The sequence below is a fragment of the Bradyrhizobium sp. SZCCT0148 genome, from assembly GCF_018129985.1.
GTDB lineage: Bacteria > Pseudomonadota > Alphaproteobacteria > Rhizobiales > Xanthobacteraceae > Bradyrhizobium > Bradyrhizobium japonicum_H.
The window spans coordinates 36,249-61,475 of sequence record NZ_JAFCKT010000022.1 but is presented as its reverse complement, the minus strand read 5'-3'; the positions used below and the strand labels follow the sequence as shown (position 1 = coordinate 61,475).

Annotated in this window: 27 protein-coding genes; 22 read left to right on the top strand and 5 right to left on the bottom strand. The window is 64.9% G+C overall.

Features of this window, described 5'->3' with window-relative positions; all coding sequences use genetic code 11:
- The first annotated feature begins 772 nt into the window (after window positions 1–772).
- From JQ580_RS32020 to JQ580_RS32005, 4 genes are all read left to right on the top strand, one after another.
- Complete coding sequence (locus JQ580_RS32020; protein WP_212285076.1) at window positions 773–1,393, top strand: TetR/AcrR family transcriptional regulator; 621 nt, start codon at window positions 773–775, stop codon at window positions 1,391–1,393.
- Window positions 1,394–1,446: 53 nt separating this feature from the next.
- Window positions 1,447–2,640: an MFS transporter gene (locus tag JQ580_RS32015; protein WP_212285074.1), complete on the top strand. Its 1,194-nt coding sequence runs from the start codon at window positions 1,447–1,449 to the stop codon at window positions 2,638–2,640.
- 158 nt (window positions 2,641–2,798) lie between these two features.
- Window positions 2,799–3,218, top strand: a complete 420-nt coding sequence (locus JQ580_RS32010) for a DUF4118 domain-containing protein (RefSeq protein WP_212285073.1) — start codon at window positions 2,799–2,801, stop codon at window positions 3,216–3,218.
- A gap of 138 nt (window positions 3,219–3,356) precedes the next feature.
- Complete coding sequence (locus JQ580_RS32005) at window positions 3,357–3,566, top strand: hypothetical protein (RefSeq protein WP_212285071.1); 210 nt, start codon at window positions 3,357–3,359, stop codon at window positions 3,564–3,566.
- Between the two features lie 14 nt (window positions 3,567–3,580).
- Here the strand turns inward: JQ580_RS32005 and JQ580_RS32000 are convergent, their stop codons facing one another.
- Window positions 3,581–4,813 (bottom strand): class I SAM-dependent methyltransferase, encoded by a 1,233-nt coding sequence (locus tag JQ580_RS32000; RefSeq protein ID WP_212285069.1) that lies wholly within the window; start codon window positions 4,811–4,813, stop codon window positions 3,581–3,583.
- Window positions 4,814–4,973: 160 nt separating this feature from the next.
- On the opposite strand from JQ580_RS32000, the gene rfbC reads away from it, so the two are divergent.
- Window positions 4,974–5,498 carry a dTDP-4-dehydrorhamnose 3,5-epimerase gene (gene rfbC / locus JQ580_RS31995; RefSeq protein WP_212285067.1) on the top strand — a complete coding sequence of 175 codons (525 nt, stop codon included), beginning with the start codon at window positions 4,974–4,976 and terminating at the stop codon, window positions 5,496–5,498.
- On the top strand, window positions 5,495–6,391 hold the full coding sequence (locus JQ580_RS31990) for an NAD-dependent epimerase/dehydratase family protein (RefSeq protein ID WP_212285065.1): 897 nt from the start codon (window positions 5,495–5,497) through the stop codon (window positions 6,389–6,391). Before rfbC ends, JQ580_RS31990 begins: the two co-directional genes overlap by 4 nt.
- 228 nt (window positions 6,392–6,619) lie before the next feature.
- On the opposite strand, the gene JQ580_RS31985 is transcribed toward JQ580_RS31990, so the two are convergent.
- Window positions 6,620–7,597 carry a LysR family transcriptional regulator gene (locus tag JQ580_RS31985; RefSeq protein ID WP_212285063.1) on the bottom strand — a complete coding sequence of 326 codons (978 nt, stop codon included), beginning with the start codon at window positions 7,595–7,597 and terminating at the stop codon, window positions 6,620–6,622.
- 120 nt (window positions 7,598–7,717) lie between these two features.
- On the opposite strand from JQ580_RS31985, the gene JQ580_RS31980 reads away from it, so the two are divergent.
- The 12 genes from JQ580_RS31980 to JQ580_RS31925 all read left to right on the top strand — a co-directional run bounded on the left by JQ580_RS31980 (window position 7,718) and on the right by JQ580_RS31925 (window position 20,074).
- On the top strand, window positions 7,718–8,755 hold the full coding sequence (locus JQ580_RS31980) for a class 1 fructose-bisphosphatase (RefSeq protein ID WP_212285061.1): 1,038 nt from the start codon (window positions 7,718–7,720) through the stop codon (window positions 8,753–8,755).
- Window positions 8,756–8,767: 12 nt separating this feature from the next.
- Window positions 8,768–9,643, top strand: coding sequence for a phosphoribulokinase (locus JQ580_RS31975; RefSeq protein ID WP_212285059.1), 876 nt, complete (start codon window positions 8,768–8,770; stop codon window positions 9,641–9,643).
- Window positions 9,644–9,659: 16 nt separating this feature from the next.
- Window positions 9,660–11,678 (top strand): transketolase, encoded by a 2,019-nt coding sequence (gene tkt, locus JQ580_RS31970; RefSeq protein ID WP_212285057.1) that lies wholly within the window; start codon window positions 9,660–9,662, stop codon window positions 11,676–11,678.
- Window positions 11,679–11,690: 12 nt separating this feature from the next.
- Window positions 11,691–12,776: a class II fructose-bisphosphate aldolase gene (fba, locus tag JQ580_RS31965; RefSeq protein ID WP_212285056.1), complete on the top strand. Its 1,086-nt coding sequence runs from the start codon at window positions 11,691–11,693 to the stop codon at window positions 12,774–12,776.
- Between the two features lie 34 nt (window positions 12,777–12,810).
- On the top strand, window positions 12,811–14,271 hold the full coding sequence (locus JQ580_RS31960; RefSeq protein ID WP_212285055.1) for a form I ribulose bisphosphate carboxylase large subunit: 1,461 nt from the start codon (window positions 12,811–12,813) through the stop codon (window positions 14,269–14,271).
- Between the two features lie 12 nt (window positions 14,272–14,283).
- Window positions 14,284–14,691 (top strand): ribulose bisphosphate carboxylase small subunit, encoded by a 408-nt coding sequence (locus JQ580_RS31955; RefSeq protein WP_212285053.1) that lies wholly within the window; start codon window positions 14,284–14,286, stop codon window positions 14,689–14,691.
- A 96-nt stretch (window positions 14,692–14,787) separates the two neighbouring features.
- Window positions 14,788–15,711 (top strand): CbbX protein, encoded by a 924-nt coding sequence (gene cbbX, locus JQ580_RS31950; RefSeq protein ID WP_212285051.1) that lies wholly within the window; start codon window positions 14,788–14,790, stop codon window positions 15,709–15,711.
- The gene (gene rpe / locus JQ580_RS31945) at window positions 15,708–16,445 is read left to right on the top strand and encodes a ribulose-phosphate 3-epimerase (RefSeq protein WP_212285049.1); all 738 of its coding nucleotides are present in this window, start codon (window positions 15,708–15,710) and stop codon (window positions 16,443–16,445) included. Before cbbX ends, rpe begins: the two co-directional genes overlap by 4 nt.
- 209 nt (window positions 16,446–16,654) lie before the next feature.
- Window positions 16,655–17,458, top strand: a complete 804-nt coding sequence (locus JQ580_RS31940) for an FIST signal transduction protein (protein ID WP_212285047.1) — start codon at window positions 16,655–16,657, stop codon at window positions 17,456–17,458.
- Window positions 17,350–17,805: an FIST C-terminal domain-containing protein gene (locus JQ580_RS31935; protein ID WP_249134587.1), complete on the top strand. Its 456-nt coding sequence runs from the start codon at window positions 17,350–17,352 to the stop codon at window positions 17,803–17,805. Before JQ580_RS31940 ends, JQ580_RS31935 begins: the two co-directional genes overlap by 109 nt.
- A 2-nt stretch (window positions 17,806–17,807) precedes the next feature.
- A complete protein-coding gene (locus tag JQ580_RS31930) occupies window positions 17,808–19,679 on the top strand; it encodes a putative bifunctional diguanylate cyclase/phosphodiesterase (RefSeq protein WP_249134592.1) in 1,872 nt (623 codons plus the stop codon).
- A 182-nt stretch (window positions 19,680–19,861) separates the two neighbouring features.
- Window positions 19,862–20,074 (top strand): hypothetical protein, encoded by a 213-nt coding sequence (locus JQ580_RS31925; protein WP_212285041.1) that lies wholly within the window; start codon window positions 19,862–19,864, stop codon window positions 20,072–20,074.
- 15 nt (window positions 20,075–20,089) lie between these two features.
- Here the strand turns inward: JQ580_RS31925 and JQ580_RS31920 are convergent, their stop codons facing one another.
- Window positions 20,090–20,926 (bottom strand): universal stress protein, encoded by an 837-nt coding sequence (locus JQ580_RS31920; RefSeq protein WP_212285039.1) that lies wholly within the window; start codon window positions 20,924–20,926, stop codon window positions 20,090–20,092.
- A gap of 209 nt (window positions 20,927–21,135) precedes the next feature.
- Between JQ580_RS31920 and JQ580_RS31915 the strand changes: the two genes are divergently transcribed.
- Both JQ580_RS31915 and JQ580_RS31910 read left to right on the top strand, forming a co-directional pair.
- Window positions 21,136–22,671: a Do family serine endopeptidase gene (locus JQ580_RS31915; protein ID WP_212285038.1), complete on the top strand. Its 1,536-nt coding sequence runs from the start codon at window positions 21,136–21,138 to the stop codon at window positions 22,669–22,671.
- 277 nt (window positions 22,672–22,948) lie between these two features.
- Complete coding sequence (locus tag JQ580_RS31910) at window positions 22,949–23,311, top strand: hypothetical protein (protein WP_162407063.1); 363 nt, start codon at window positions 22,949–22,951, stop codon at window positions 23,309–23,311.
- Window positions 23,312–23,323: 12 nt separating this feature from the next.
- Here JQ580_RS31910 and JQ580_RS31905 read toward each other — a convergent pair whose 3' ends face one another.
- Window positions 23,324–23,626, bottom strand: coding sequence for a DUF6496 domain-containing protein (locus JQ580_RS31905; RefSeq protein ID WP_212285088.1), 303 nt, complete (start codon window positions 23,624–23,626; stop codon window positions 23,324–23,326).
- Between the two features lie 87 nt (window positions 23,627–23,713).
- The gene (locus JQ580_RS31900) at window positions 23,714–23,908 is read right to left on the bottom strand and encodes a DUF3072 domain-containing protein (RefSeq protein ID WP_212285036.1); all 195 of its coding nucleotides are present in this window, start codon (window positions 23,906–23,908) and stop codon (window positions 23,714–23,716) included.
- A 116-nt stretch (window positions 23,909–24,024) separates the two neighbouring features.
- Here JQ580_RS31900 and JQ580_RS31895 point away from each other — a divergent pair, with 116 nt between their 5' ends.
- Together JQ580_RS31895 and JQ580_RS31890 are read left to right on the top strand one after the other, a co-directional pair.
- A complete protein-coding gene (locus JQ580_RS31895; protein ID WP_212285086.1) occupies window positions 24,025–24,246 on the top strand; it encodes a hypothetical protein in 222 nt (73 codons plus the stop codon).
- Window positions 24,247–24,619: 373 nt separating this feature from the next.
- Window positions 24,620–25,180 (top strand): type 1 glutamine amidotransferase domain-containing protein, encoded by a 561-nt coding sequence (locus JQ580_RS31890; protein WP_212285034.1) that lies wholly within the window; start codon window positions 24,620–24,622, stop codon window positions 25,178–25,180.
- The last annotated feature ends 47 nt before the right edge of the window (window positions 25,181–25,227 follow it).

The following is a 25,227-nucleotide window of genomic DNA, read 5'->3' as shown; positions in this document are numbered from 1 at the left end:
AAGGAATGGTCGGCTCCCGGGAGATCACGGCATAAGCCGTCCAGCCACTGCGCAGGGAAGGCCGAGTGATCGGCGACGCCTGTATGCTGCTGTGCGGTTCTTCCTGCGTGTGCATTTTCGCGCAGCGGACCGCGGGTGCCAGGCGGCACCCGGCCTTCCCTGCGCCCTCTTGGATTGGAGGGTGGAGCGACGAAGCAAAGCTCGGGCTAAACGCGCCGCGGGAACGAGAAGGCGTGTCTGCAGCCACACACTCAGTGTGATCGCCCGGCCAGTGCGCAACTGCGCACAAGGACCGGGATCCAGTCCTCCGAGACGGCAGTGATCGAACCGAGAAGCCGCGGCGTACTGGATTTCCCGCCTGCGCAGGGAATGACAGAGGTGCTTGGAGAGCCAACCCGCCGCCTCATGCTCCGTCATTCGCGAGGAGCGCTTGCACCAAAGCAATCCAGATTTTCTCGGCGGCAAGACTCTGGATTGCTTCGCTTCGCTCGCAATAACGAGGGGGAGAGCCACGTCAACCTCCCCTCTCGTGCCCCGGACGCTGCGCAGCACGCCCGGCGATGCGAAGCATCGACCGGTGTGATGCCCTGCAGAGCCGGGGCCCATCTCGCCGTGTCCCGTGCCGCCCTGGGTCCCGGCTTCGCGCAGCAATGCAAGAGGCGCCGCAGCGCGTTCGGGACACGAAAATTCCGTCCTGCTGATACGACGACCCGATCCACCCATCACAACCACGTGTCTTTATTAGGAAACAACCATTCCCTATTATCCCGCAATGCAAAAGGTCGTCCGCCGATCCATTTCCGTTGCTCGTCCGCCCGGCCGCCCCCGGGAGTTCGACATGGATACGGCCCTGGACCGCGCCGTGCGGGTGTTTCGCGAGCGCGGCTATCATGCGACCTCCATCGGCGACCTCACCGCGGCGATGCGGCTGGCGACGGGGAGCATCTACAAGGCGTTTCGCGACAAGCACGCGGTGTTCCTGGCCGCCTTCGAGCGCTATACGGCGCTACGCCAGGAACAGACCCGCAGCGCCGCCGGGCGCGGCCGCAACGGCCGCGAGCGGATTCGCAATGTGCTGCTGTCCTATGTCGCGCAGTCGCAAGGGAGAGAGGGACGGCGCGGCTGCCTCGTGGTCGGCAGCGCGGTCGAATTGTCGGCGGTCGATCCCGCCGTCGCCGCCCGCGTCGGCGCCCAGCTCAAGACCAACGAAGACTTCATCGCCGGCCTCATTCGCGAGGGGCAGGCCGACGGCTCGATTCCCATCCATGTCGCGGCTGACGACACCGCGCGGCTGATGATCTGCATCACGCAGGGCCTGCGCGTCGTCGGCAAGGCGCGCCTGCCGCTCGACGGCGACCGTCTCGTCGGCGTCGCGATGAAGTTGCTCGCCTGAATTGTTGTCGTATTAGGGAATGATCGTTCCCGATATCTCGGAGACTGGACGCCATGACGATGAATGCCACGATCGAGACCGCGCCCGGGCCGGATGCGGTGTCGCGGCGCCTGACCTTCCTGCTCGCCGCGGCTTGTGGCATGATCGCGGCCAACATCTACTACGCGCAGCCGCTGATCGCCCCGATCAGCGCCGCGCTCGGCCTGTCGCATGCGGCGGCCGGGCTGATCGTCACCATGACGCAGATCGGCTACGGCACCGGGCTGCTGCTGATCGTGCCGCTCGGCGATCTCGTCGAGAACCGTATCCTGATCTGCTCCGTCATCACGCTCGGCGCGGCGGCCCTGCTCGCCGCCGCGTTCGCCACCCATGCGTTGCCGTTCCTGGTCGCTGCGCTGTTCATCGGCATCGGTTCGGTCGCGGTGCAGATCATCATCCCCTATGCCGCGCATCTGGCGCCGGAAGCCATCCGCGGCCGCGTCGTCGGCAACGTCTCGACCGGCCTGATGCTCGGCATCATGTTGGCGCGTCCGGTGTCGAGCTTCGTCACGGCGGCGCTGTCGTGGCACGCGGTGTTCTTCGCCTCCGCCGCGCTGATGATCGTGCTGACGGCGGTGCTCTGGATGACCCTGCCGAACCGCAAGCCGGTGACGCGGATGCACTACGGCGAACTGTTGCTGTCGATGCCGCATCTGGTGCAGGCGACGCCGCTGCTGCGGCGCCGGGCGCTCTACCAGGCCAGCCTGTTCGGCTGCTTCACCCTGTTCTGGACCGTGGCGCCGCTCCAGCTCGCGGACGCGTTCGGCTTCACCCAGCGCGGCATCGCGCTATTCGCGCTGGCCGGTGTGGCGGGCGTGTTTGCGGCACCCATCGCCGGGCGGCTCGCCGATCGCGGCCACAGCCGCGTCGCGACGCTGGTCGCGATGCTGCTCGCCGCCGGGGGCTTCCTCGTCACCTATCTCGGCACGTCCGGCTCGATGCTGAACTTGGTCTGTCTGGTGGTGGCGGCGATCGCGATCGATGTCGGTGTCCAGGGCAACGTCGTGCTCGGCTTCCGTGCCATTTTCGCGCTCGGGCATGAGCACCGCAGCCGCCTCAACGGCCTCTACATGGCGACGTTCTTCACCGCCGGCGCGGCCGGATCCGCGGTCGGCGCCTGGGCTTTCGCGCAAGGCGGCTGGACGCTCGCATCGGCCATCGGCCTCGCTTTGCCCGTCGCGGGCCTGCTCTATGCGGCGACCGAATAGCCGCCGGCCGGGCCTGATTGTGCGATGCGGCCGTTTACTAAGCCCTGGGAGGGGGCTCTCGATGGCTCCATCGCCGCAATTTCCACCTCGCGGTTTGGCTGCGGCTGTAGTACTTTGGTCTCAATTGGGCCCGGTCAACGGGCGGCAGGGGGAGGCTGATGAGGCGCGCGGGTTTTTATGGCGTACCGCGGGTACGGCCATGGTCTTGGCAGGCGTTCCTGCTCGGATTCGCAGTGGTCGCAATATCTGCCGCGCTTCAGGGCATCTGTGTCGCGTTCGGCGCAAAGCTCTATTTCGCGACCTTCCTGCCCAGCATCTTCATGGTCGGACTCGTCGCGGGCGCACCCGCGGCGGCGTTTACCGCGCTGCTCACCATTCCCGTGGTGTGGTGGGCGTTCATGCCGCCGTTCTTCAAGTTTGCCGTGCTCTCCAGCGCGAACGCGGATTCCATCAATCTGTTCTTCCTGCTGGCCGTGCTCTTGATCGGCCTGGCCGATCTCTGCCGCGAGACGATGCGGATCACCACGAGCGGCGGGCGCAAGCCTCCGGGAGACAGCGCGGCAACGAATCCGCAATAAACGGATCAGTCACGATTGTGCGCGTTGCCCGCGCGCAACAGTCCGGCAACCATCCGCGAACTCGGCCGTCGCCGCTAACTTTTCGAAAAAGATTTGGCCGCAACTTCTCCCCCGGGAATGACGAGGGAGTTTTCGGACATGAACGGCCAAATCAACGGTCAGGCCATTTTGGAGAACGTGCGCCGCTACCGCGGCATCGCATCGCTCTATCGGCAGACCGCCGCATTCCGCCCGGGCCAGAGCTGGTCGCTGCTGGAGCAGGCGAGCGATTGGGAAGCGCGGGCGCTGTCAGAGCTGGAAGCCTATTTCGCGTTGCGCGCGGACTACGCCGCTCCGCTCGCAGCCTGATCGTTAACCATCGCTCACGATGTGATCGTGAGATCGGGTGCGGGCACCGCGAATTGTCCGCCCCAGGCGCGAACTTCCGGCAGCTGGGCGATGATCTCGTCCTTCAGGTTCCAGGGCAGGATGAAGACGTAATCAGGCCTCGCAGCGATCAAGGCGGCGGGATCGCGGATCGGCAGATGCGTTCCCGGAAGCAGCAGGCCCTGCTTGTGCGGATTGCGGTCTACGGTGAATGGAATCAGCTCGCGCGTGATGCCGCAATAATTCAGCAGCGTGTTGCCCTTCGCGGGTGCGCCATAGGCGAGCACCGTCTTGCCCGCGCGCTTCGCCGCGACGAGAAAGTCGCGGATCGTCTCGCGCTTCGCCGCGACCTTCGCCTGAAAATCGAGATAGCGCCCGGGCTGGTCGAGCCAGGCGACGGCCTCGCGCTGACGCAATTGCGCAAGCGTCGACGATGGGCTCCGAGGCGCAGCTTCGCTGCAGACGTGCAGACGGAGCGAGCCGCCATGGGTCGGCAATTCATCCACGTCGAAGACGCGCAAATCATGGGCGCGAAAGACCCTCTCGAGGGTCGCGAGCGAGAAGTAAGAGAGGTGCTCGTGATAGATCGTGTCGAACTGGATGCCCTCGATCAGGTGCAACAGATGCGGAAGCTCCAGCGTCGCGCACCCGGTCTCGGGCAGCAGAATGCGCAGGCCGCCGACGAAATCGTTGATATCGGGAACGTGCGGCAGCACGTTGTTGGCGACGATCAGCTCGGGCCTGTGGCCTTCGGCGCGCAGCGCGGTCGCGACATCGCGGCCGAAATAGCAGGTCTGGGTCGGGATGCCCTTGGCGATGGCAGCGGCCGCCGGGCCGCTGGCGGGCTCGATCCCGAGCGCGCGGATGCCGGCGCGCTGGAAATACTGCAGTAGATATCCGTCATTGCTGGCGATCTCGATCACCTCGGACGCCGCGCCGAGCTTCGCGCGGGCGATCATCTCTGCGGCATAGCCCTCCGCATGCCGGAGCCAACTCTCGGAATAGGACGAATAATAGAGATACCGCTCGAAGATATTGGCCGTAGGCTCGAATTGCGGAAGCTGCACCAGCCCGCAGGCACCGCACGCACGGGCATGCAGCGGATAGGTCGGCTCGGTCGCATCCGCCCGCTCCGGCGACACGAAGGAATTCGCCAAAGGCGACAGGCCGAGATCGACGAACGTTTCGTCGAGCCCCCGCGCGCAAAAGCGGCATCGATGCCTGTCCATGAACGGATCGTCCCGTTGTGCCTACGTGCCGCGGCTGTTAGTGAATTTCCCAAGCCACGGAAACTCCGACAAGGTTGCGCATGATGCAACCGAAAACGCGTTACGGTGAACGGATGTTCGCAACGGCAATTGGCGCGACGTCAATGTGCGGGGGCCCGGGATGAAATTCACGGCATTGGCTCTGCCTGGCGTGATCGAAATCGGCATCCAGCCGGAGATCGATGCGCGCGGATTCTTCGCCCGTCTGTTCGACACCGAGGCCTTCGCGGCGCAGGGCCTGCCGACGCAGTTCGCGCAACACAGCCTCTCGCACAACGAACGTGCCGGCACCCTGCGGGGCCTGCACTACCAGGCGGGCCGGCCGGAGGCCAAGCTGGTGCGGTGCGTGGCCGGCCGCGCCTTCGACGTGATCGTCGATCTGCGCCGATCGCTGGCGAGCTATGGACAATGGTGTTCGGTCGAACTCGCCGCCGATCGCGGCAACGCCGTATTCATCCCCGCCGGATGCGCGCACGGCTTCCAGACGCTCGTCGACGGGACCGAGCTGATGTATTGCATCGATGTGCCCTATGACGCGCAAGCTGCGGCCGGCGTTCGCTGGGACGATCCATCGCTGGCGATCGACTGGCCGCTTGCCGATCCGATCCTGTCCGCGCGTGACCGCGCGCTGCCGTATCTCGCATGAGGCGGGTGCTTGTCACGGGCGCGTCGGGGTTCATCGGCCGCGCCTTGCTGCCCGTGCTGGTTGGTCGCGGCTTCGAGGTCCACGGCGTCGCGCGCAAGGCGCGGCCGGCGGTGGCGGGCGTGACGTGGCACGCCGCCGATCTCCTCACCGAAGCCGGCCGGCGGCATGCGCTGTCCGCATCGCGGCCGACGCATCTGGTTCATCTCGCCTGGGAGGTCCGGCCGGGCCACTATCGCGAGCATCCAATCAACCGGCTCTGGGCAGACGCAAGCATTGATTTGCTGTCGCGTGCGCGAGCCTGCGGCGTCAGCCGGATGCTCGGTATCGGCAGCTGCCTCGAATATGGACCTCAGAGCGCTCCATGTGAGGAACGCACCAGCCAATGCCGGCCCACGACATTGTACGGACGAGCCAAGCTCGCGACGGCCGAAGCCTACATCGCGGCAGGTGCGACCTGGGGCCGTGTGTTCGTTCCGTTCGGCCCGCACGAGCCCGAGGCGCGCCTGATCCCGTCGCTGATCCGGAGCCTGCGCGCCGGAGAGCATTTCGCTTGTTCGCATGGCGGCCAGCTGCGCGACTTCGTCTATGTCGCTGACCTCGCTCAAATGATTGCCGCCGTGCTCGACAGCGGGCTCACCGGTGCCGTCAATCTCGCCAGCGGCGAGGTGCGCAGCCTGCGCAGCGTGATCGAGCATGTGGCTGGTCTGCTCGACGCAACGCATCTGGTCAGGTTCGACGCCCTCGCCGCAACGGGCCTCGATGCCGAACCGATCCTGGCCGCCGACGTCCGCCGCCTGCGCGGAGTCAGCGCGAGCGTGCCGGTCGTCGGATTCGAGGAGAGGGCCGCCCGCACTCTCGCATGGTGGATCGACCGTCTGCCGGGGAGAGGATGACGGGCGGCCTCCGCCCAACAGGCCGGCGGCAAGCGGCACCCGTGGCAATTCCGGAGTTGTCTCGCTGTCCGCCTGTGCTAGCAACGGCCGATCGAAATCTCCTTCGCGTCGGCCGGGGCAAGCGATGACCACGTTCCACCGCATCTTCACGACAGAGCGTCTGCTCCAGATCATCGTGATTCTGGCGGCGACCGTCGCCATGAAGCTGATGAGCTGAATGTCGTCCGGCTATCGCGCGCCGAAGTCGGGAACGTCGGGCAGATAGTTCGACCCTTCCGAGCCCAGAAAATCGAACATCGCCTGCGCCGGCGGCAGCAGCACCTTGTCGCTGCGCCGGATCACATACCATTGCCGCACGATCGGCAGGCCCGCGACGTCGAGCACGACGAGCCGGCCCTCTGCGAGCTCGTGCGCGACCGTGTGGGCCGAGATGAAGGCGATGCCGAGCCCGGCGATCACGGCCTGCTTGATGGTCTCGTTGCTGCTCATCTCCATGCCGACGATCGGCTCGAGGTCGGACTTCTGGAACATGCCCTCCATCAGCGTCCGCGTGCCCGATCCGGGTTCGCGGGTGAGGAAGGTCTCGTGGACGAGGTCGGTCAGGTTGAGGCCGGAATCGTTCTCCAGCCAGTGCCCCTTGCGCGCGACGATGATGTGCGGATTGCGCCCGAGCTGGCGGACGTCGACGGTGACGTCGGCCGGTGGCCGACCCATTACCGCGAAATCGAGGTCGTAGCCGTGCATGGCCTCGCGGATCTCCTGGCGATTGCCGATGGTGAGCTTGATCTCGATCTTGGGATGCCGCTTGGAGAACGCCGCGATCGCATGCGGCACGAAATATTTCGCGGTCGAGACCGCGCCGAGATGCACGCTGCCGCCGGTCCGTCCGGCGAGCAGGTCGAGCGCGCCCTGACAGTCCATGATGGCGGCCTCGACCCGTTCGGCCAGCGTCAGCACTTGCTTGCCGGCCGCCGTCAGCAGCATCCCGTCGCCGGTCCGCTGCACCAGCGGCAGGCCGGCGAGGTCCTGAAGTTGCCGCAGCTGCTGGGTCACGGCCGGCTGGGTCAGCCCGAGATGGCCGGATGCCGCCGTCACGCTGCCCTTGGCCGAGAGCGCCGCGAGCGAGCGCAGCTGCCGGATCGTCAGATGCCGGAGCTGGGCGGTCGCGTGGCTCGGACCATTATAAGAGATTTCTTTGACACTCATTACGATTAGAAATTTTCCTTATTAAGCTGCCCCTGTCAATCTCCTGATGCCGGGACTGACCGTACCGACCTCCCAAGCGGAGGGAACTGGATGCGGCGCCGGCGACGGGGATGGACGCTGATGACCGGGCAACTCAGGCTGGACGACCACCTGCAACGGTATTCCGAGACCGCGCCTTACGCGCTGGCCGTGGCGGCCGCGGTCGATGCAATCGCGGCAGCGGCGATCGAGATCGCCGACCTGATCGCTACCGGAGATCTCGCGGACGCCTCAGGCCTGACCACCGGCCGCAACAGCGACGGCGACGTCCAGCGCGATCTCGACGTGCAGGCGGATGCGATCCTGCGCCGCTGCCTCAACAAGCTGCCGATCGCAGCGCTCGCCTCGGAAGAGATGCGCGAGGCCCAGATTGGCGACCGCGAAGGCCGCATCTGCATCGCGATCGATCCGCTCGACGGCTCCTCCAACATCGACATCAACATGACGGTCGGCACGATCTTCTCGATCCTTCCCGCTCCCGATGACCTGTCGCTCGCCTTCCACCAGCGCGGCACCGCGCAGCTTGCGGCGGGCTTCGTGACCTACGGCCCGCAGACCTCCCTGGTGCTGACGCTCGGCGAGGGCGTCGACATCTTCACGCTCGACCGCAGGACCGGCTGCTTCCGCCTCGCACGCTGCGGCGCGCAGATTGCCGAGGCGAGCGAGGAGCTCGCGATCAACATGTCGAACCGCCGGCACTGGGATCTGCCGGTGCGCGCCTTCGTCGACGAGTGCCTCGCGGGCGTCGAAGGGCCTGCAAACCACGACTTCAACATGCGCTGGATCGGCTCGCTGGTCGCCGAGGCTTATCGCATTCTCACCCGCGGCGGCGTCTTCCTCTATCCCTCGGATGCGCGCCCCGGCTACGGCGACGGCCGCCTGCGGCTGACTTACGAGGCGCATCCGATGGCGATGATCATCGAGCAGGCCGGCGGCTCCGCCACGACGGGACGCGAGCGAATCCTCGACCTCGCGGCGCAGAACCTGCACCAGCGCGTGCCGCTGATCATGGGATCGAGCAGGGAGGTGCGGCGGCTCGAGGAGCTGCATTGCGACCCGCTGCTGGTGGCTAGCGGCTCATCGCCGCTGTTCGCGCGGCGTGGATTCTTCCGCATCTGAACGAGGCCTCGCATGTCCAGGAAGCATCCCATCATCTCCATCACCGGTTCCTCCGGCGCCGGTACCACCTCGGTCAAGAAGACCTTCGAGCAGATATTCTTCCGCGAGAAGGTCAATGCCGCCTACATCGAGGGTGACGCGTTCCACCGTTACGACCGCGCCGAGATGCGCGCGCAGATGGCCAAGGAGGCCGATCGCGGCAACAAGCATTTCAGCCATTTCAGCCCCGAGACCAATCTGTTCGAGGAGCTGGAGCGCGCGTTCCGCGACTATGGCGAGACCGGCACGGCAGTGACGCGGCACTATGTCCACGACGCCGAGGAATCGGCGCTACATGGCACGGCGCCCGGTACTTTCACCGATTGGAAGAAGCTGCCGGAGAATTCCGACCTGCTGTTCTACGAAGGCCTCCACGGTGCCGTCGTCACCGACAAGGTCAACGTCGCCCGCTATGCCGACCTCAAGATCGGCGTCGTGCCGGTGATCAATCTCGAATGGATCCAGAAGCTGCACCGCGACCGCAGTGCGCGCGGTTATTCGACCGAGGCCGTCACCGACACCATCCTGCGGCGGATGCCCGATTACATCCACTACATCTGCCCGCAATTTTCCGAGACCGACATCAACTTCCAGCGCGTGCCGACGGTCGACACCTCCAATCCGTTCGTTGCGCGCTGGATCCCGACGCCGGACGAATCGATGGTCGTGATCCGTTTCAGGAACCCGCGTGGCATCGATTTCCCCTATTTGCTGTCGATGCTGCCGCAGAGCTGGATGTCGCGCGCGAACTCGATCGTGTGTCCGGGCGCGAAGCTCGATCTCGCGATGCAACTGATCCTGACGCCGCTGATCATGCAGTTGATCGAGCGCAAGCGAAATCTGAAGTGAACGAGGGGAGACTTCGATGAACATCTCCGTCCACGCCGAAGCCGACCTCTACGCGGTCAGCCACAACAATCTCGCCAACGCCGTCCGCTTCCTTGCGGTCGACGCCATCGAGACCTCGCAGTCGGGCCATCCCGGCCTGCCGATGGGCATGGCCGATGTCGCCACCGTGCTGTTCTCCCGCTTCCTGAAGTTCGACTCGGCGCATCCGAATTGGCCGGATCGCGACCGCTTCGTGCTGTCGGCGGGCCATGGCTCCATGCTGCTCTACGCGCTGCTGCATCTGACGGGCGGCGATGTCAGCCTCGGCGACATCAAGGCTTTCCGGCAATGGGGCTCCAAGACGCCGGGTCATCCGGAATACGGTCACACGCCGGGCGTCGAGATGACGACCGGGCCGCTGGGGCAGGGCATCGCGACTGCCGTCGGCATGGCGCTCGCCGAGCGGATGGGCAATGCGCGGCATGGCGACGGGCTCGTCGATCATTTCACCTATGTGATCGCCGGCGACGGCTGCCTGATGGAAGGCATCAGCCAGGAGGCGATCTCGCTTGCCGGCCATCTTCAGCTCGGCCGTCTGATCGTGCTGTTCGACGACAACGGCATCTCGATCGACGGGCCGACCTCGCTGGCAACCTCCGACGACCAGCTCGCGCGTTTCGCCGCTTCCGGCTGGTCGGTGCGCAGCATCGACGGACACGATCCCGAAGCGATCGCGCAGGCGATCGCAGAGGAGCGGGAGACCGCAAAGCCGTCGCTGATCGCCTGCCGCACCATCATCGGCTACGGCGCGCCCGATAGACAGGGCACCGAGAAGGCGCATGGTGCCCCGCTCGGGACCGAGCAGGCCGCGGCCGCCCGCCGCACGCTCGGCTGGGACTACCAGCCCTTCGTTGTTCCGATCCCGATCCTCAAGGCATGGCGGATGATCGGGCAACGCGGGCAGGTGGACCGGCTGGCCTGGCTCGATCGCTATGAAGGCGCGACGCCCGAGCAGCGCGACATGTTCGTCGAAGGCAAGGCGGTTGGCCTGCCGGCCGCCTATGCGCTGGCCGCGGCAAAATTGCGCGAACGCTTTGCGTCCGAGCGTCCGAAGCTCGCGACCCGGCAAGCCTCGCAACAGGTGCTCGACGGCATCGCCGGGACGATCGCCGGCCTGGTCGGCGGCTCCGCGGACCTCACGCATTCGAACCTCACGCACGCCAAGGTGCAAGCCCCGGTCAAGCGCGGGGCGTTCGCCGGTGACTACATTCACTATGGCATTCGCGAGCACGGCATGGCCGCCGCGATGAACGGCCTTGCGCTACACGGCGGCTTCATCCCTTACGGGGGCACCTTCCTCGCGTTCTCGGATTACAGCCGGCCGGCGATCCGTCTTGCGGCCCTGATGCGGTTGCGCGTCATCCATGTGATGACCCACGATTCCATCGGGCTCGGCGAGGACGGCCCGACGCACCAGCCGGTCGAGCATCTGGCGGCGCTGCGGGTGATCCCGAACCTCCTGGTGTTCCGCCCCGCCGACGCCGTGGAGACGCTGGAAGCCTGGGACTGCGCGCTTAATTCCGAAGACCGCCCCTCCGTGCTGTGCCTCTCGCGTCAGGCCTTGCCGACTTTCCGCAGCGATGCGCGCGGCAAAAACCGGGTCTCCCGCGGCGCCTATCTCGTCGTCTCGCCGGACGGCGGCCGCGATGTGACGCTGATCGCGACGGGCTCGGAGGTGTCGATCGCATTGGAATCCGCCCGCCTGCTCGCAACCGAGCACATCCGCGCAGCCGTCGTGTCCGCACCTTGCTTCGCCCTGTTCGAGGAACAGCCCGACGAATACCGCGCCACCGTGCTCGGCAACGCGCCGCGCGTCGGTGTCGAGGCAGCCGTACAGGGCGATTGGTCGCGCTGGATCGGCGCTGACGGCGAGTTCGTCGGCATGCGCGGATTCGGCGCCTCGGCGCCGGCACCCGTGCTGTACCGCGAATTCGGCATCACACCGCAAAGCATTGCGGAGGCCGCCCGACGGGCAATCGCGCGCAAGCGACATTAAGGAGGACCATTCGTGGCACGTATCACCCTCAGGCAACTGCTCGACCACGCAGCCGGCCACGGCTACGCGGTGCCGGCGTTCAACATCAACAACATGGAGCAGGGAATCGCGATCATGCAGGCGGCGGCCGAGGTCGATGCGCCCGTCATCATCCAGGCCTCGCGCGGCGCGCGCAGCTATGCCGGCGATCTCATGCTCTCGCACATGATCGACGCGCTGGAGCGGACCTATCCGGACATTCCACTCTGCATGCACCAGGACCACGGTAACGACGAGGCGACCTGCGCCTCCGCCATCGCCCACGGCTTCACCTCCGTCATGATGGACGGCTCGCTCGAGGCCGATGCCAAGACCGCAGCCGATTACGAGTACAACGTCGCGATCACCCGCCGCGTGGTCGATCTCGCCCACTGGGTCGGCGCCTCCGTCGAAGGCGAACTCGGCGTGCTCGGCTCGCTGGAACATGGCGGCGGCGAGCAGGAGGACGGCCACGGCGTCGAGGGCAAGGTCAGCCACGACCAGCTCCTGACCGATCCTGATCAGGCGGTCGACTTCGTCCGTGCCACCAAGGTCGATGCGCTCGCCATCGCGATGGGCACTTCGCACGGCGCCTACAAGTTCAGCCGCAAGCCGGATGGCGACATCCTGGCGATGCGGGTGGTCGAGGAAATCCACCGCAGGCTGCCGAATACGCATCTGGTGATGCACGGCTCCTCGTCGGTGCCGCAGCCACTGCAGGACATGTTCAACCAGTTCGGCGGCGAGATGCCCCAGACCTGGGGCGTGCCGGTCGAGGAAATCGTCCGTGGCATCAAGAGCGGCGTGCGCAAGGTCAATATCGACACCGACTGCCGCCTCGCAATGACGGCGGTGTTCCGGAAAGTCGCCGCGCAAACGCGTTCCGAGTTCGACCCGCGCAAGTTCCTGAAGCCTGCGATGGACGCGATGCGCGAGCTCTGCCGCGATCGGTTCGAGCAGTTCGGCACGGCGGGCCACGCCGGCAAGATCAAGGTGATTCCGATGAGCGAAATGGCGCGGCGATATCGCGTCGGTGAACTCGATCCGCGCATCGGCACGCGTGAGCCGGTCGCGGCCTAGATCATTCAGAGAGAGAGAAGAGCAGGAGAGAGCCATGAATGCACATGCAGGAACCGTCCGCGGCAAAGAGCGCTATCGATCGGGCACGATGGAATACGCACGCATGGGTTATTGGGAGCCCGAATACACGCCAAAAGACACGGATGTCATCGCACTGTTCCGCGTCACTCCGCAGGAGGGAGTCGACCCGATCGAGGCATCCGCCGCTGTTGCCGGTGAATCCTCGACCGCGACCTGGACCGTGGTGTGGACCGATCGGCTCACGGCCGCGGAGAAATATCGCGCGAAATGTTACCGCGTCGATCCGGTGCCGGGCGCGCCGGGCTCATATTTCGCCTACATCGCCTATGACCTCGACCTGTTCGAGCCGGGCTCGATCGCCAACCTCTCGGCCTCGATCATCGGCAACGTGTTCGGCTTCAAGCCGCTCAAGGCCCTTCGCCTGGAGGACATGCGCTTCCCGGTCGCCTATGTGAAGACGTTCCAGGGACCCGCGACCGGCATCGTGGTCGAGCGCGAGCGGCTGGACAAGTTCGGCCGGCCTCTGCTCGGTGCGACCGTGAAGCCGAAGCTCGGGCTCTCGGGGCGCAACTACGGCCGCGTGGTCTACGAGGCGCTCAAGGGCGGGCTCGATTTCACCAAGGACGACGAGAACATCAACTCGCAGCCCTTCATGCACTGGCGCGACCGCTTCCTCTATTGCATGGAGGCGGTGAACCGCGCGCAGGCCGCCTCCGGCGAAGTGAAGGGGACCTATCTGAACGTCACCGCCGCGACCATGGAGGACATGTACGAGCGCGCCGAGTTTGCCAAGGAGCTCGGTTCGGTCATCATCATGATCGACCTCGTGATCGGATACACCGCGATCCAGTCGATGGCGAAATGGGCGCGGCGCAACGACATGATCCTGCATCTTCACCGCGCCGGTCACTCGACCTATACGCGGCAGAAGATCCACGGCGTGTCGTTCCGCGTGATCGCCAAATGGATGCGACTCGCCGGTGTTGACCACATCCACGCCGGCACCGTGGTCGGCAAGCTTGAGGGCGACCCGCTCACTACGCGCGGCTACTACGACGTCTGCCGCGAGGAGTTTAATGCGACCAAGCTCGAGCATGGCCTGTTCTTCGACCAGTCGTGGGCGAGCCTCAACAAAATGATGCCAGTCGCCTCGGGCGGGATCCATGCCGGCCAGATGCACCAGTTGCTCGATCACCTCGGCGAGGACGTCGTGCTGCAGTTCGGCGGTGGTACCATCGGTCATCCCATGGGGATCGCGGCCGGTGCAATCGCAAACCGGGTGGCGCTGGAGGCGATGATCCTCGCGCGCAACGAGGGGCGAGACTACGTCCACGAAGGTCCGGAGATCCTGGCCAGGGCGGCCGAGACCTGCACGCCGCTGAAGGCCGCGCTCGAGGTCTGGAAGGACGTCAGCTTCAACTATCAGTCCACGGACACTCCGGACTTCGTGCCGACCGCGCTGGAAACCGTTTGAGGAGACGACATCATGAAACTGACCCAGGGCTGCTTCTCGTTCCTGCCTGATCTCACCGATGACCAGATCACCAAGCAGGTGCAGTATTGCCTCGCCAACGGCTGGGCGGTGAACATCGAGTTCACCGACGACCCGCACCCCCGCAACACCTATTGGGAGATGTGGGGCCTGCCGATGTTCGATCTCCAGGATGCCGCCGGCGTGATGATGGAACTCGCCGAATGCCGCCGCGTGTATGGCGATCGCTACATCCGCCTCAGCGGTTTTGATTCCAGCCATGGCTGGGAATCGGTGCGCATCTCCTTCCTGGTCAACCGGCCACCGCAGGAGGCGGAATTCGAACTGGTGCGGCAGGAGATCGGCGGGCGCGCGATCCGCTACAGCACCATCCGAAAGAACGTCGCGCACGTGCCGCAATAGTCATTCGTCTCCGCGCGGAGCCTTGTTGCTCCAGATCCTTGGCGGACAACTGCTTCGCCGCCACCCCGCGGCGAAGCCCTTTTATTCGAGGCGCCGATGCTGGATGTGCCTAATACCACGACCACCGAGACCGCGTTCGATCTCCGCAAGGAAGCCGAATCGGCCGGAATCATCGCAACGTTGCAGCAACTCGATCAGGAGCTGATTGGTCTGCGGCCGGTCAAGGACCGCGTGCGCCAGATCGCTTCGCTGCTGCTGATCGAGCGCATTCGGCAGCGTGCAGGCCTGGCCTCCGCACCGCCGACGCTGCATATGTCGTTCACGGGCAATCCCGGTACCGGCAAGACCACGGTCGCGCTGCGCATGGCGAAGATCCTGCACGGCCTCGGCTTCGTGCGGCGCGGGCAGGTGATCTCGGTGACGCGCGACGATCTCGTCGGTCAGTATATCGGCCACACCGCGCCGAAGACCAAGGAGATCCTGAAGAAGGCGATGGGCGGCGTGCTGTTCATTGACGAGGCCTACTATCTGCATCGCCCCGACAACGAGCGCGATTACGGACAGGAGGCCATCGAGATCCTGCTTCAGGTCATGGAGAACCAGCGCGAAGATCTCGTCGTCATCCTTGCGGGCTATCGCGAACGGATGACGACCTTTTTCGGCTCCAATCCCGGCTTTCGTTCCCGCATTGCCCATCACATTGAATTCCCGGACTATTCGGAGGCGGAATTGCTGGTGATCGCCGAACTGATGCTCAAGGAGCGTGGCTATCGCTTTTCCCCGGCAGCCCGTGATGCCTTCGAAAGGTACATCGATCTGCGCCGGACCCAGCCCTTTTTCTCCAACGCGCGCTCGATCCGCAACGCGGTCGACCGCATCCGCCTGCGGCAGGCCGATCGTCTGGTGTCCGATCTCGATCGCATGCTCGATGTCGCGGATCTCGAAACCATCGATCCCATGGACGTGCTGGCGAGCCGTGTCTTCAGCGGTGGGGCCGACGCGAAGAGCACACAGCCATGACCGGGGAGATCATCATCGCTCCCTCGATCCTGGCCGCGGATTTCGCGCGCCTCGGCGAGGAGATCGCGGCGATCGACACCGCCGGCGCCGACTGGATCCACTGCGATGTCATGGACGGACATTTCGTGCCGAACATCAGCTTTGGCGCCGATGTCATCAAGGCGATCAGGCCGTCGACAAGGAAGATGTTCGACGTGCACCTCATGATCGCGCCTGTTGATCCCTACCTCGAAGCGTTCGCGAAGGCGGGGGCCGACGTCATCACCGTTCATGCCGAAGCCGGCGCTCATCTCGATCGTTCGCTTCAGGCCATCCGCGCGCTCGGCAAGAAGGCCGGTGTCAGCCTGTGCCCGTCCACGCCCGAGAGTGCGATCGAATATGTGCTCGATCGTCTCGACCTCGTGCTGGTGATGACGGTCAATCCCGGCTTCGGCGGCCAGTCGTTCCTGCAATCCCAGCTCGCGAAGATCGAGCGGATCAAGGCCATGATCGGCGATCGGCCGATCCGGCTCGAGGTTGACGGCGGGGTCACGCGCGACAATGCCGCTGCCGTGGCCGCCGCGGGCGCCGATACGCTGGTGGCGGGTTCCGCGGTGTTTCGCGGCAAGAGCGTTGCCGAATATGCCGCAAACATTGCGGCCATTCGGACCGCCGCCGAGAGGGGCCGAGTTCCGAAGCGGCAAGAAAATGCCGTGCAGCCGATGCGCCTCGGCGACAGCGCGCGCATCCGGTAGATTACGTAGGGCATTGCCAAAGCGACTGGGCCGAGGTGTCGATCGTCTCATCGGACGTATTTCTCTCCGGGTTCCTACGGAGAATCCTGCGCAACCCGACAATACCTTTCATGACGGGGTAACCAACGGTGCCGAAGGACACGTGCAATTAACGGCGACGCAATGCGCCGCTCCACAATCTGTGGTTCAAGAGCTGCAGAGAGCGCGGGATGCAAATTCAATATATTCACTGGAATGCTGCCCATGGCTGGCGCGGAGCGGAAGCCCTCCGGGAGCTTCCCCAACTCGTGCTCTATTTCGGCAGCTGTGAGCAACTGGTGGACGGCCAACGCTATCGCGAACTGCGCGGACTCTATCCCGAAAGTCATATCGTCGGCTGCAGCACCGGCGGACAAATCCATGGCGACGACATCTGCGATGACGAAGTCATCGCGGTCGCCCTGCGTTTCGCCCATACGCAGGTGCGGTTGGTGCAAGAGGTCGTCGAAGCCCGCGATGCGTCAAAGGCCTGCGGCGCGCGCTTGGCCCGCCAGGCGCAGGCGGCCGATCTGGCGGGTCTGTTTGTCCTGTCCGACGGATTGGCCGTGAACGGTGGCGCACTGCTTGCCGGAATCACGGAGGTTCTGGGACCGGATTTGCCGGTTACCGGCGGGCTCGCCGGCGACGGCACCCGGTTTGAACAGACGGTTGTCGGAGCTGACGCCGAGCCGACGCCGAACCGCGTCGCCGCAATCGCATTCTACGGCGCTTCGTTCCGTTTCGCGCATGGCTGTGCCGGCGGCTGGGATGTGTTCGGTCCGCGTCGAAGGGTGACGAAGTCGGAAGGATCCGTGGTCGTGGAGCTCGACGGGAGCCGCCGCTGGACCTCTACACCCGCTATCTCGGCGAGGAAGAGGCCGAGGCGATGCCCGGTTCGGGTCTGGCGTTTCCCTTGCGCATTCACGACGAAGCGGAGCCGGAACGGCAGATCGTGCGCTCGGTGTTCGCGGTGGATCGCAATGCCGGCACCCTGACGTTCGCGGCTGACATCCCGGAAGGATGCACTGCGCAATTGATGCGGGCCAATTTCGACAGTCTCGCCGCCGGTGCCGGCGAAGCGGGCAGGCAGGCGCGCAGCGCGCTCGCGGAGAACGTTGCCGGCGACAAGCTTGCCATCTTGGTGAGCTGTACCGGTCGCCGCAGGGTGATGGGACAGCGCACGCAGGACGAGCTGGACGCCGTTGCCGCCGAACTGGGCGAGGATTTCGTCCGGATCGGATTCTACTCCTACGGCGAGATCGCCCCGCCGGCCGCGTCCGGCCGCTGCGAGCTGCACAACCAGACCATGACCGTGACCGTCATCGCGGAGGCGGCAGCTTGACCATGCACCGGCTGATCGCACGACAGATTCGCCAGTCGACGGATGAATCCGGACAGGTCGACCTGACCAAGCTAGGCGAGCTCGTCAGTGCGGCCTACGAGGAGGGCGATCGCGATCGCCGCCGCACCGACCGTGCGATCAAGCTGATGATCGAGGAACTCGAGCAGACGCACAAGCGCGCCGAACAGGATCTGCGGCGCGCGCGCGAATTCCTCGACAGCATCATCGAGAACATCCCGATCGCGGTATTCGCCAAGGATGCCAAGGATTCCCGCTACGTCCTGCTCAATCGCGCAGGCGAGGAGTATTACGGCATGCCGCGCGAGGCGATGCTGGGCAAGACTCCGCAGCAGATTTTTCCGGACCATATCGCTCGCGTCGTCAACGAGCAGGATCGCCGCGTCGTCGACAGCGGCACGCCGATGTTCCTGGAGGGCCAGCTGCTCGAAATCGGCGTGAAGGGCCACGATCGTCTGGTCAATTCGCGCAAGCTGCTGGTCAGGGACGGCAGCGGCGCGCCGCAATATCTGGTCGGCGTGATCGAGGATGTCACCGAGAGGATCACGAACGAGGCGCGGATCAGCCATCTTGCGCATCATGACGCGTTGACCGACCTGCCGAACCGCAGCGCCTTCAATGCCGCACTCGGCGAGCGGTTGGAGCGGGCGCAGGAGGCGGCAACCAGTTTTGCCGTGCTCAGCCTCGATCTCGACCGCTTCAAGGAGGTCAACGACGTGTTCGGCCATCCGGTCGGCGACATGCTGATGCGGGCGGCGGCCGACCGGCTTGCCGCGGAGGCCGACGGTGCCTTCGTCGCCCGTATCGGCGGCGACGAGTTCATGATCCTGATGCCCGACGATATCAGCCGCGATGACGCCCTGGTGCTCGCCGAACGGCTGGTCGAGACGATCGGCAAGGAGCTCGAGGTCGACGACTATCTTCCCCATGTCGGCCTCAGCGTCGGGATCGCGTTTTATCCGGATGACGGCGTGAATGCCGCCACGCTGCTCGCCAATGCCGATTCAGCGCTCTACCGCGCCAAGCGCGAGGGCCGTGGGCGCGTCCGCGTCTTCGAATCCGAGATGGATCAGGAGCTGCGCGACCGCAGGCTGTTGCAGCACGATCTGCGACAGGCGCTGGAGCTGAACCAGTTCCTGGTCTACTTCCAGCCGCAGGCGCGGGTGGATGGCGAAGTGATCGGCTTCGAGGTTCTGCTGCGCTGGAATCACCCGACGCGGGGCTTCGTACCGCCGGACCAGTTCATTCCGCTCGCCGAGGAGAACGGGCTGATCGTCCAGATCGGCGAATGGGTCTTGCGCGAAGCGTGCCGCGAGGCGGCATCCTGGCCGCGGCCGCTGCAGGTCGCCGTCAATTTGTCGCCGGTTCAGTTCCAGGCCGGCGATCTCGAACGTTCGATCCACCAGATCCTGCTGGAGACCGGGCTTGCGCCGACGCGGCTCGAGGTCGAGATCACCGAGGGCGTGCTGATCGGTGATTTTACCCGCGCCCTCAATTTGTTGCGACGGCTGAAGGCGCTCGGCATCCGCATCGCGATGGACGATTTCGGCACCGGCTATTCCTCGCTGTCCTATCTCCAGTCGTTCCCGTTCGACAAGATCAAGATCGATCGCAGCTTCATCTCCAATCTCGAGGCGACGCCGCAATCGGCCGAGATCGTCCGCGCGGTGCTGAGCCTCGCGCACGCCCTGAACATTCCGGTCATTGCCGAGGGGGTGGAAACGGAAGCGCAGCGTGCCTTCCTGGCGCGGGAGGCCTGCGAGGAGATGCAGGGCTATCTGGTCGGCCGGCCCGACTTGATCGAGCGCTATCTCGACCTGGTCGGCGTGACAGTGGAGCGCCGGCTCTACGCCTAGCCGACGGGTCCGGGCACCCCCGGGCGTCAATCGGCACGAATTTGGAACTTTGGGTCGGATATATATTTCCTAATAATAGGCCGAGGCGAAGCGCGCGCTGGGCGCAGAAAATCTTTTGCACAACCGCCATAGGCCTGACGCAAATCCGGGCAATAAGCCCAGTGAATGCGAGGGAGGGTCTCATGGAGAACGTACGTCGCTACCGGGCGCTGGCATCACTCTGCCGTCAGCAGGCGGCTTACCGCCCGCTTCAGACCTGGGAGCTCCTCGGCCAGGCCGAACATTTCGAACATCTCGCCGAGGTCGAGCTCAAGGCGCATTTCGACGTGTGCAACGCGCCACACAATGAGGACGCCGGCGTGCCCGCGACGTGGGAGACCCCGGTCGCAGCGTGACGGCGCCTGTTGGTCTCAATGCGACATCAGCGTCGGGACCGTCATGGCTTCCAGCGTGGCGCGGGTGACGCCGCCGAGAATGCGCTCCTGCAAGCGCGAATGGCCGTAGCCGCCCATCACCAGCAGATCGAGCGCCTCGTCGGCCGCCAGCGACAGAATGGTCGGCTGGATGTCGGCGCGGCTCGCCGACATGCTGACCGTGCGGGTCGACAATCCGCGCCGGCCGAGATGTCTTGCGAGGTTGCTCGCTGACGCTTCGTCGGACACGGCCTTGGCCTCGTTGATGGTGATGATCACGATCTCGTCGGCACGCGCCAGGAACGGTGCGGCGTCGCGCACGGCGCGGGCCGCGAGGCGGCTGCCGTCCCAGCAGATGCCGATCCTGCTTGCCTTGAAAGCTCCATGGAATGTGTAGGGCAGGAACAACACCGGACCGCCTGCCTGGAACAGGATCTCGCGCGGGACGTCGTTGTCGAACGAGCCCTGCGCGGGATCAGGCTGGAGCACGACGCTGAGGTCGTGCAGTCGCGCCATCTCGCCGAGCGAGCCGGCTGCATCCGCAGGGATCGCGCCGAGCGCGCGGCAGGCGTAGGAGACGCCGGCGTTCGCCGCTTCGATGCCAAACACCGCGAGCGCGGCTTCGGCCCGCTCGACAGCGCGCTCACGCTCCAGTTCGAACACGGCCGCGACCGCGGCGCCGCCCTCCATCACGTAGGCCGCACTGGTTGCGACATAGCCGACCGCGACCGCGTCGAGATGGGCGTTGAACTGTGCCGCGAGCGAAATCGAGCCGTCGATCGCGGAACGCATGGGGCGTTCGGTGGGGATGTGGACAAGAATGTCTTTGTACATGGCACGCCTCCGAGGGACATCATCCGGTGGCCGCAGTTTTTCACCGTCCGAAGGACGCGCGTTGAGCTGCATCAAATGTGCGGGCGGCGATGTTCCGCGGGGTGGCGCGAGTCCTTTGCCAAGATTTAATCGGACGGACGGGACGTCGTAAGGTGGCGAGGGCCATGTTGGAGTCAAGGCGACACCTTACCCAACATGGACATTTCGACATGAACGATCGCGTCAATTCCGACATCCCGACGTCCCGCAGGATCTTGAGGCCGCGCCGGCTGGCGCTGCTCGGCACCGTCGCCGCGCTCGGCGTGGCGGTGCTGGCGGCTTCTCCCGGCTCTTTGCCGTTCGGTCCGAACTCCTTCATCGCGCCGGCCCAGGCCGCGGAATCCGCAACGACTCCGCCGGGCTTCGGTGATCTCGTCAGCAAGGTCAAGCCGGCCGTCATCTCGGTGCGGGTCAAGATCGACCAGGACAACGACAAGAGCGCGATGCTGCAGCAGAACCGGATGGATCAGGACGAGGATTCTCCGGGCGACCAGTTCTCCCGGCAGTTCGGGTTCCGCGGCCCGGGCGGCATGAACGGCATGCCGCGCCAGCGCCATCAGATGATCACGGGCGAAGGCTCCGGCTTCTTCATCTCCGCCGACGGCTATGCTGTCACCAACAACCACGTCGTGGACCACGCCGAGTCGGTGCAAGTGACCATGGATGACGGCACCAGCTACACGGCCAAGGTGGTCGGCACCGATCCGAAGACCGATCTCGCGCTGATCAAGGTCGACGGCAAGAAGGATTTTCCCTTCGTCAAATTCTCCGACCAGAAGCCGCGCATCGGCGACTGGGTGGTTGCGGTCGGCAATCCCTTCGGCCTCGGCGGCACCGTGACTGCCGGCATCGTTTCGGCCAGTGGCCGCGACATCGGCAACGGTCCCTATGACGACTTCATCCAGATCGATGCGCCCATCAACAAGGGCAATTCCGGCGGCCCGGCCTTCGACATGACCGGCAACGTGATCGGCGTGAACACCGCGATCTTCTCGCCTTCGGGCGGTTCGGTCGGCATCGGCTTCGACATTCCGGCCTCGACCGCAAAGCTCGTCGTCGCGCAGTTAAAGGACAAGGGCGCGGTGACCCGTGGCTGGCTCGGCGTGCAGGTGCAGCCGGTCACCGCCGAGATCGCCGACAGCCTCGGGCTGAAGGAGGCGCGCGGTGCCATCGTGGACAACCCGCAGGACGGCAGCCCGGCGGCGAAGGCCGGCATCGAGGCGGGTGACGTCATCACCTCCGTCAACGGTACGGCGGTCAAGGATTCGCGAGACCTTGCCCGCACGATCGCGACCCTTGCGCCTGGCAGTTCGGTGAAGCTCGACCTCTTCCATAAGGGCGACAGCAAGACGGTTACGCTGGCGCTCGGCGAGTTGCCGAACGAACAGCAGGCCAAGGCCGATGTTGGCAAGGAACAGCCGGGCTCCGGCACTCCGCGCCTCGGACTTGCGCTGGCTCCGGCCGGTGACGTCCAAGGCGCCGGCCAGAAGGGCGTCGTCGTCACCGAGGTCGATCCGCAAGGGCCGGCGGCGCAGCGCGGCATCCAGACCGGCGACGTCATCCTCAATGTCGGCGGCAAGGCCGTCGCCAATGTCGGCGATGTCCGCTCCGAGCTGGCGCAGGCCAAATCGTCCGGCAAGCGCAGCGTGCTGTTGCAGGTCAAAAACGCGCAGGCGACCCGGTTCGTCGCGGTACCGTTCGCCTGAGGCGAACGTCGGTCGGCATTGAACAAGAAAGGCGGCCCGTGTGGCCGCCTTTTCCGTTTCCGTTCGCTTCAGGCTTGCCGGGATGCGATCGATAACATTCTCGTTAACTGCAGCGATGATGACCCGGTTCGTCCGAAAAAGCCGTGTTCACTCATCACACTTTGAAGTTGCTGAAGGCTTGACGGCAATGACGCCGCCAGGTTCAGGCGAGCGTGGACCCCCGGAACCTGCCGCCGCTCACACGAGAGGCCGCTGGTTCGCATTGATCGGTGCCGACATGGATCGATTGAAGCTCTCGCTTAGGAGTGCGCTGCTGGTGGCGCCATTCGTGCTCTGGGGCGGAAACGCCCTCGGGCGGGACGACGGGCGCTACGCGGATTCGCCGCTGAAGCCATGGTTCGACGGTTTGCGCAGCCACCTCGGTCCGTGCTGCTCGGATGCGGATGGGTTTGCCGTCGCCGATCCCGACTGGGAGTCCCATAACGGTCATTATCGCGTGCGTCTGGACGGCGAGTGGATCGAGGTACCGGATGAGGCCGTCATCACCGAGCCGAACCGTGCCGGCCGCACCATGGTGTGGCCGGTGAAGACCGCGTTCGGGGTTTCGATCCGCTGCTTCATGCCGGGCAGCATGATCTGAGACGGATCGACCTCAGCGCTTGCTCGATTTGCGCTTTGACGATTTCTTCGTTGTCTTCCTGGTTGTCGTCTTTTTGGCCGTCCTTTTCTTGGACGTTTTTTTGGAAGACGTCCTGGCAGCCTTCTTCGGGACCTTCTTGCCCTTCTTGCGTGCCTTCGACAGTCCGATTGCGATTGCCTGCTTGCGGCTCTTCACGCGACCGCCACGGCCTTTGGGACCGCTCTTAGCGGTGCCCTTCTTGTAGCGGCGCATCTCGCTTTCGACATCGCTGCCGGAGCTGGGTGAGTAGCGGCGTTTCTTTGCCTTGCGTGCCATGCATATTCTCCCTTGGCCGGAAAAACCTCTCGACAGGGGCATGGTTCCGAAAACGCATCTTCAAACGTTGCAAATGCACGACGCAGCCTAAAACGAATTCGCGAGCTCGATCTCGGCTTCCAGCACTTGGATGCGCCGAGCCGCCTCGCTGAAGGATAGATCGCGCGCATATTGTGCGGGTTGATAGGCTTCTTCGCTCAACCGCTTCAACCTCAGCCCCTGCGTCCGCGTCATCTGCTCCGTGAGGAAAACCCTGGCGTCGTATCTGCCTTGAACCTGCATGGCGCTTCTCCCTCCTGAAAATCGTGCCTTGACTATATGTTCTTATTTTGTTCTAACAAGTCATGGACAACAGAATTAATGAAATTCGACGTAAAATCAGCGCCTTGAGGCTTGAAATGGCCGGCGTCGAGGCGTCAGTGCGCGATCTTATCAACGGCGATCGCGATTGCGCCCAACAGGCCCAGGCGCAGATGGATCTGCGCCGGAAAGTCGACCTGCTGATCGGGGAATGGAAGGCTGCCGGCGGCGGCGGTGTCCTGCCTGACGTCCGCGATCGGGTGCGTCTTCGTCTTGTAAAGACAGCCGGCAATCCCGAGCGCGCGCGCACCCGGCGCTGAACCTTTGGGGGATTGCGCCGTGGAAGAAGATCCGGACGCTTACCGGACCCTGAAGTTGCGCGCCGAGATTCTCGAACTGGGCTCCGCCATCCGGCAATTGCAGCGCGCCGGTCTCGATGATGCTGCGGCTCAAGTTCTGCTCGGACGCAAGCGGGCGCAGCTCGACCATCTCGTGAAGACGAACTCCACGGGCGGCCGTCAAGACCCTGACATCCGACGCGTGAGCGCAAGCGACGCGCCGGATCGGCCTCTGCCGCGTACGCTCAAGCAGCCGTCGAGGTCGGCCGCACATCCCCGTGAGCTGCGCCAGTGCTCGGAACGGAAGCGTGATGGGCCGATTGACCGGGCTCCTGACACAGCAATGGAGCGTTCCATGGATATCAAAGGCAAGACCATCGCGATTCTCGCGACGCACGGTTTCGAGCAGTCGGAACTGGAAGTGCCGCGCGAACGTCTGAAACAGGCCGGCGCAACGGTTCACGTGATCTCGCTTGAAGCCGGCGAGATCAAGGGCTGGGACAAGAAGGATTGGGGGCGGCCGGTGACCGTCGACAAGACGCTGGACCAGGCCTCCAGCAGCGACTACGACGCCCTGGTGTTGCCGGGCGGACAGATCAACCCCGACCTGCTTCGCCTCGAGCCGAAGGCATTGTCCTTCATCAAGGATATCTTCAATGCGAAGAAGGTCGTTGCCGCCGTCTGTCATGCGCCGTGGCTGCTGATCGAGACGGGCATCGCCAAGGGTCGCAAGATGACGTCCTACAAGTCCATCAAGACCGATGTCATCAATGCCGGCGCGGCATGGGAAGATTCTGCGGTGGTCGTCGACCAGGGCATCATCACCTCGCGCAATCCCGGTGACCTGGAAGCGTTCAGCGCCAAGATCATCGAGGAAGTGAAGGAGGGCCGTCACGTGCAGCGCAACGCTGCCTGAGTGGCAGATGCTCGCCTCAACGAAAAAGCCCCGCGTCGCCGCGGGGC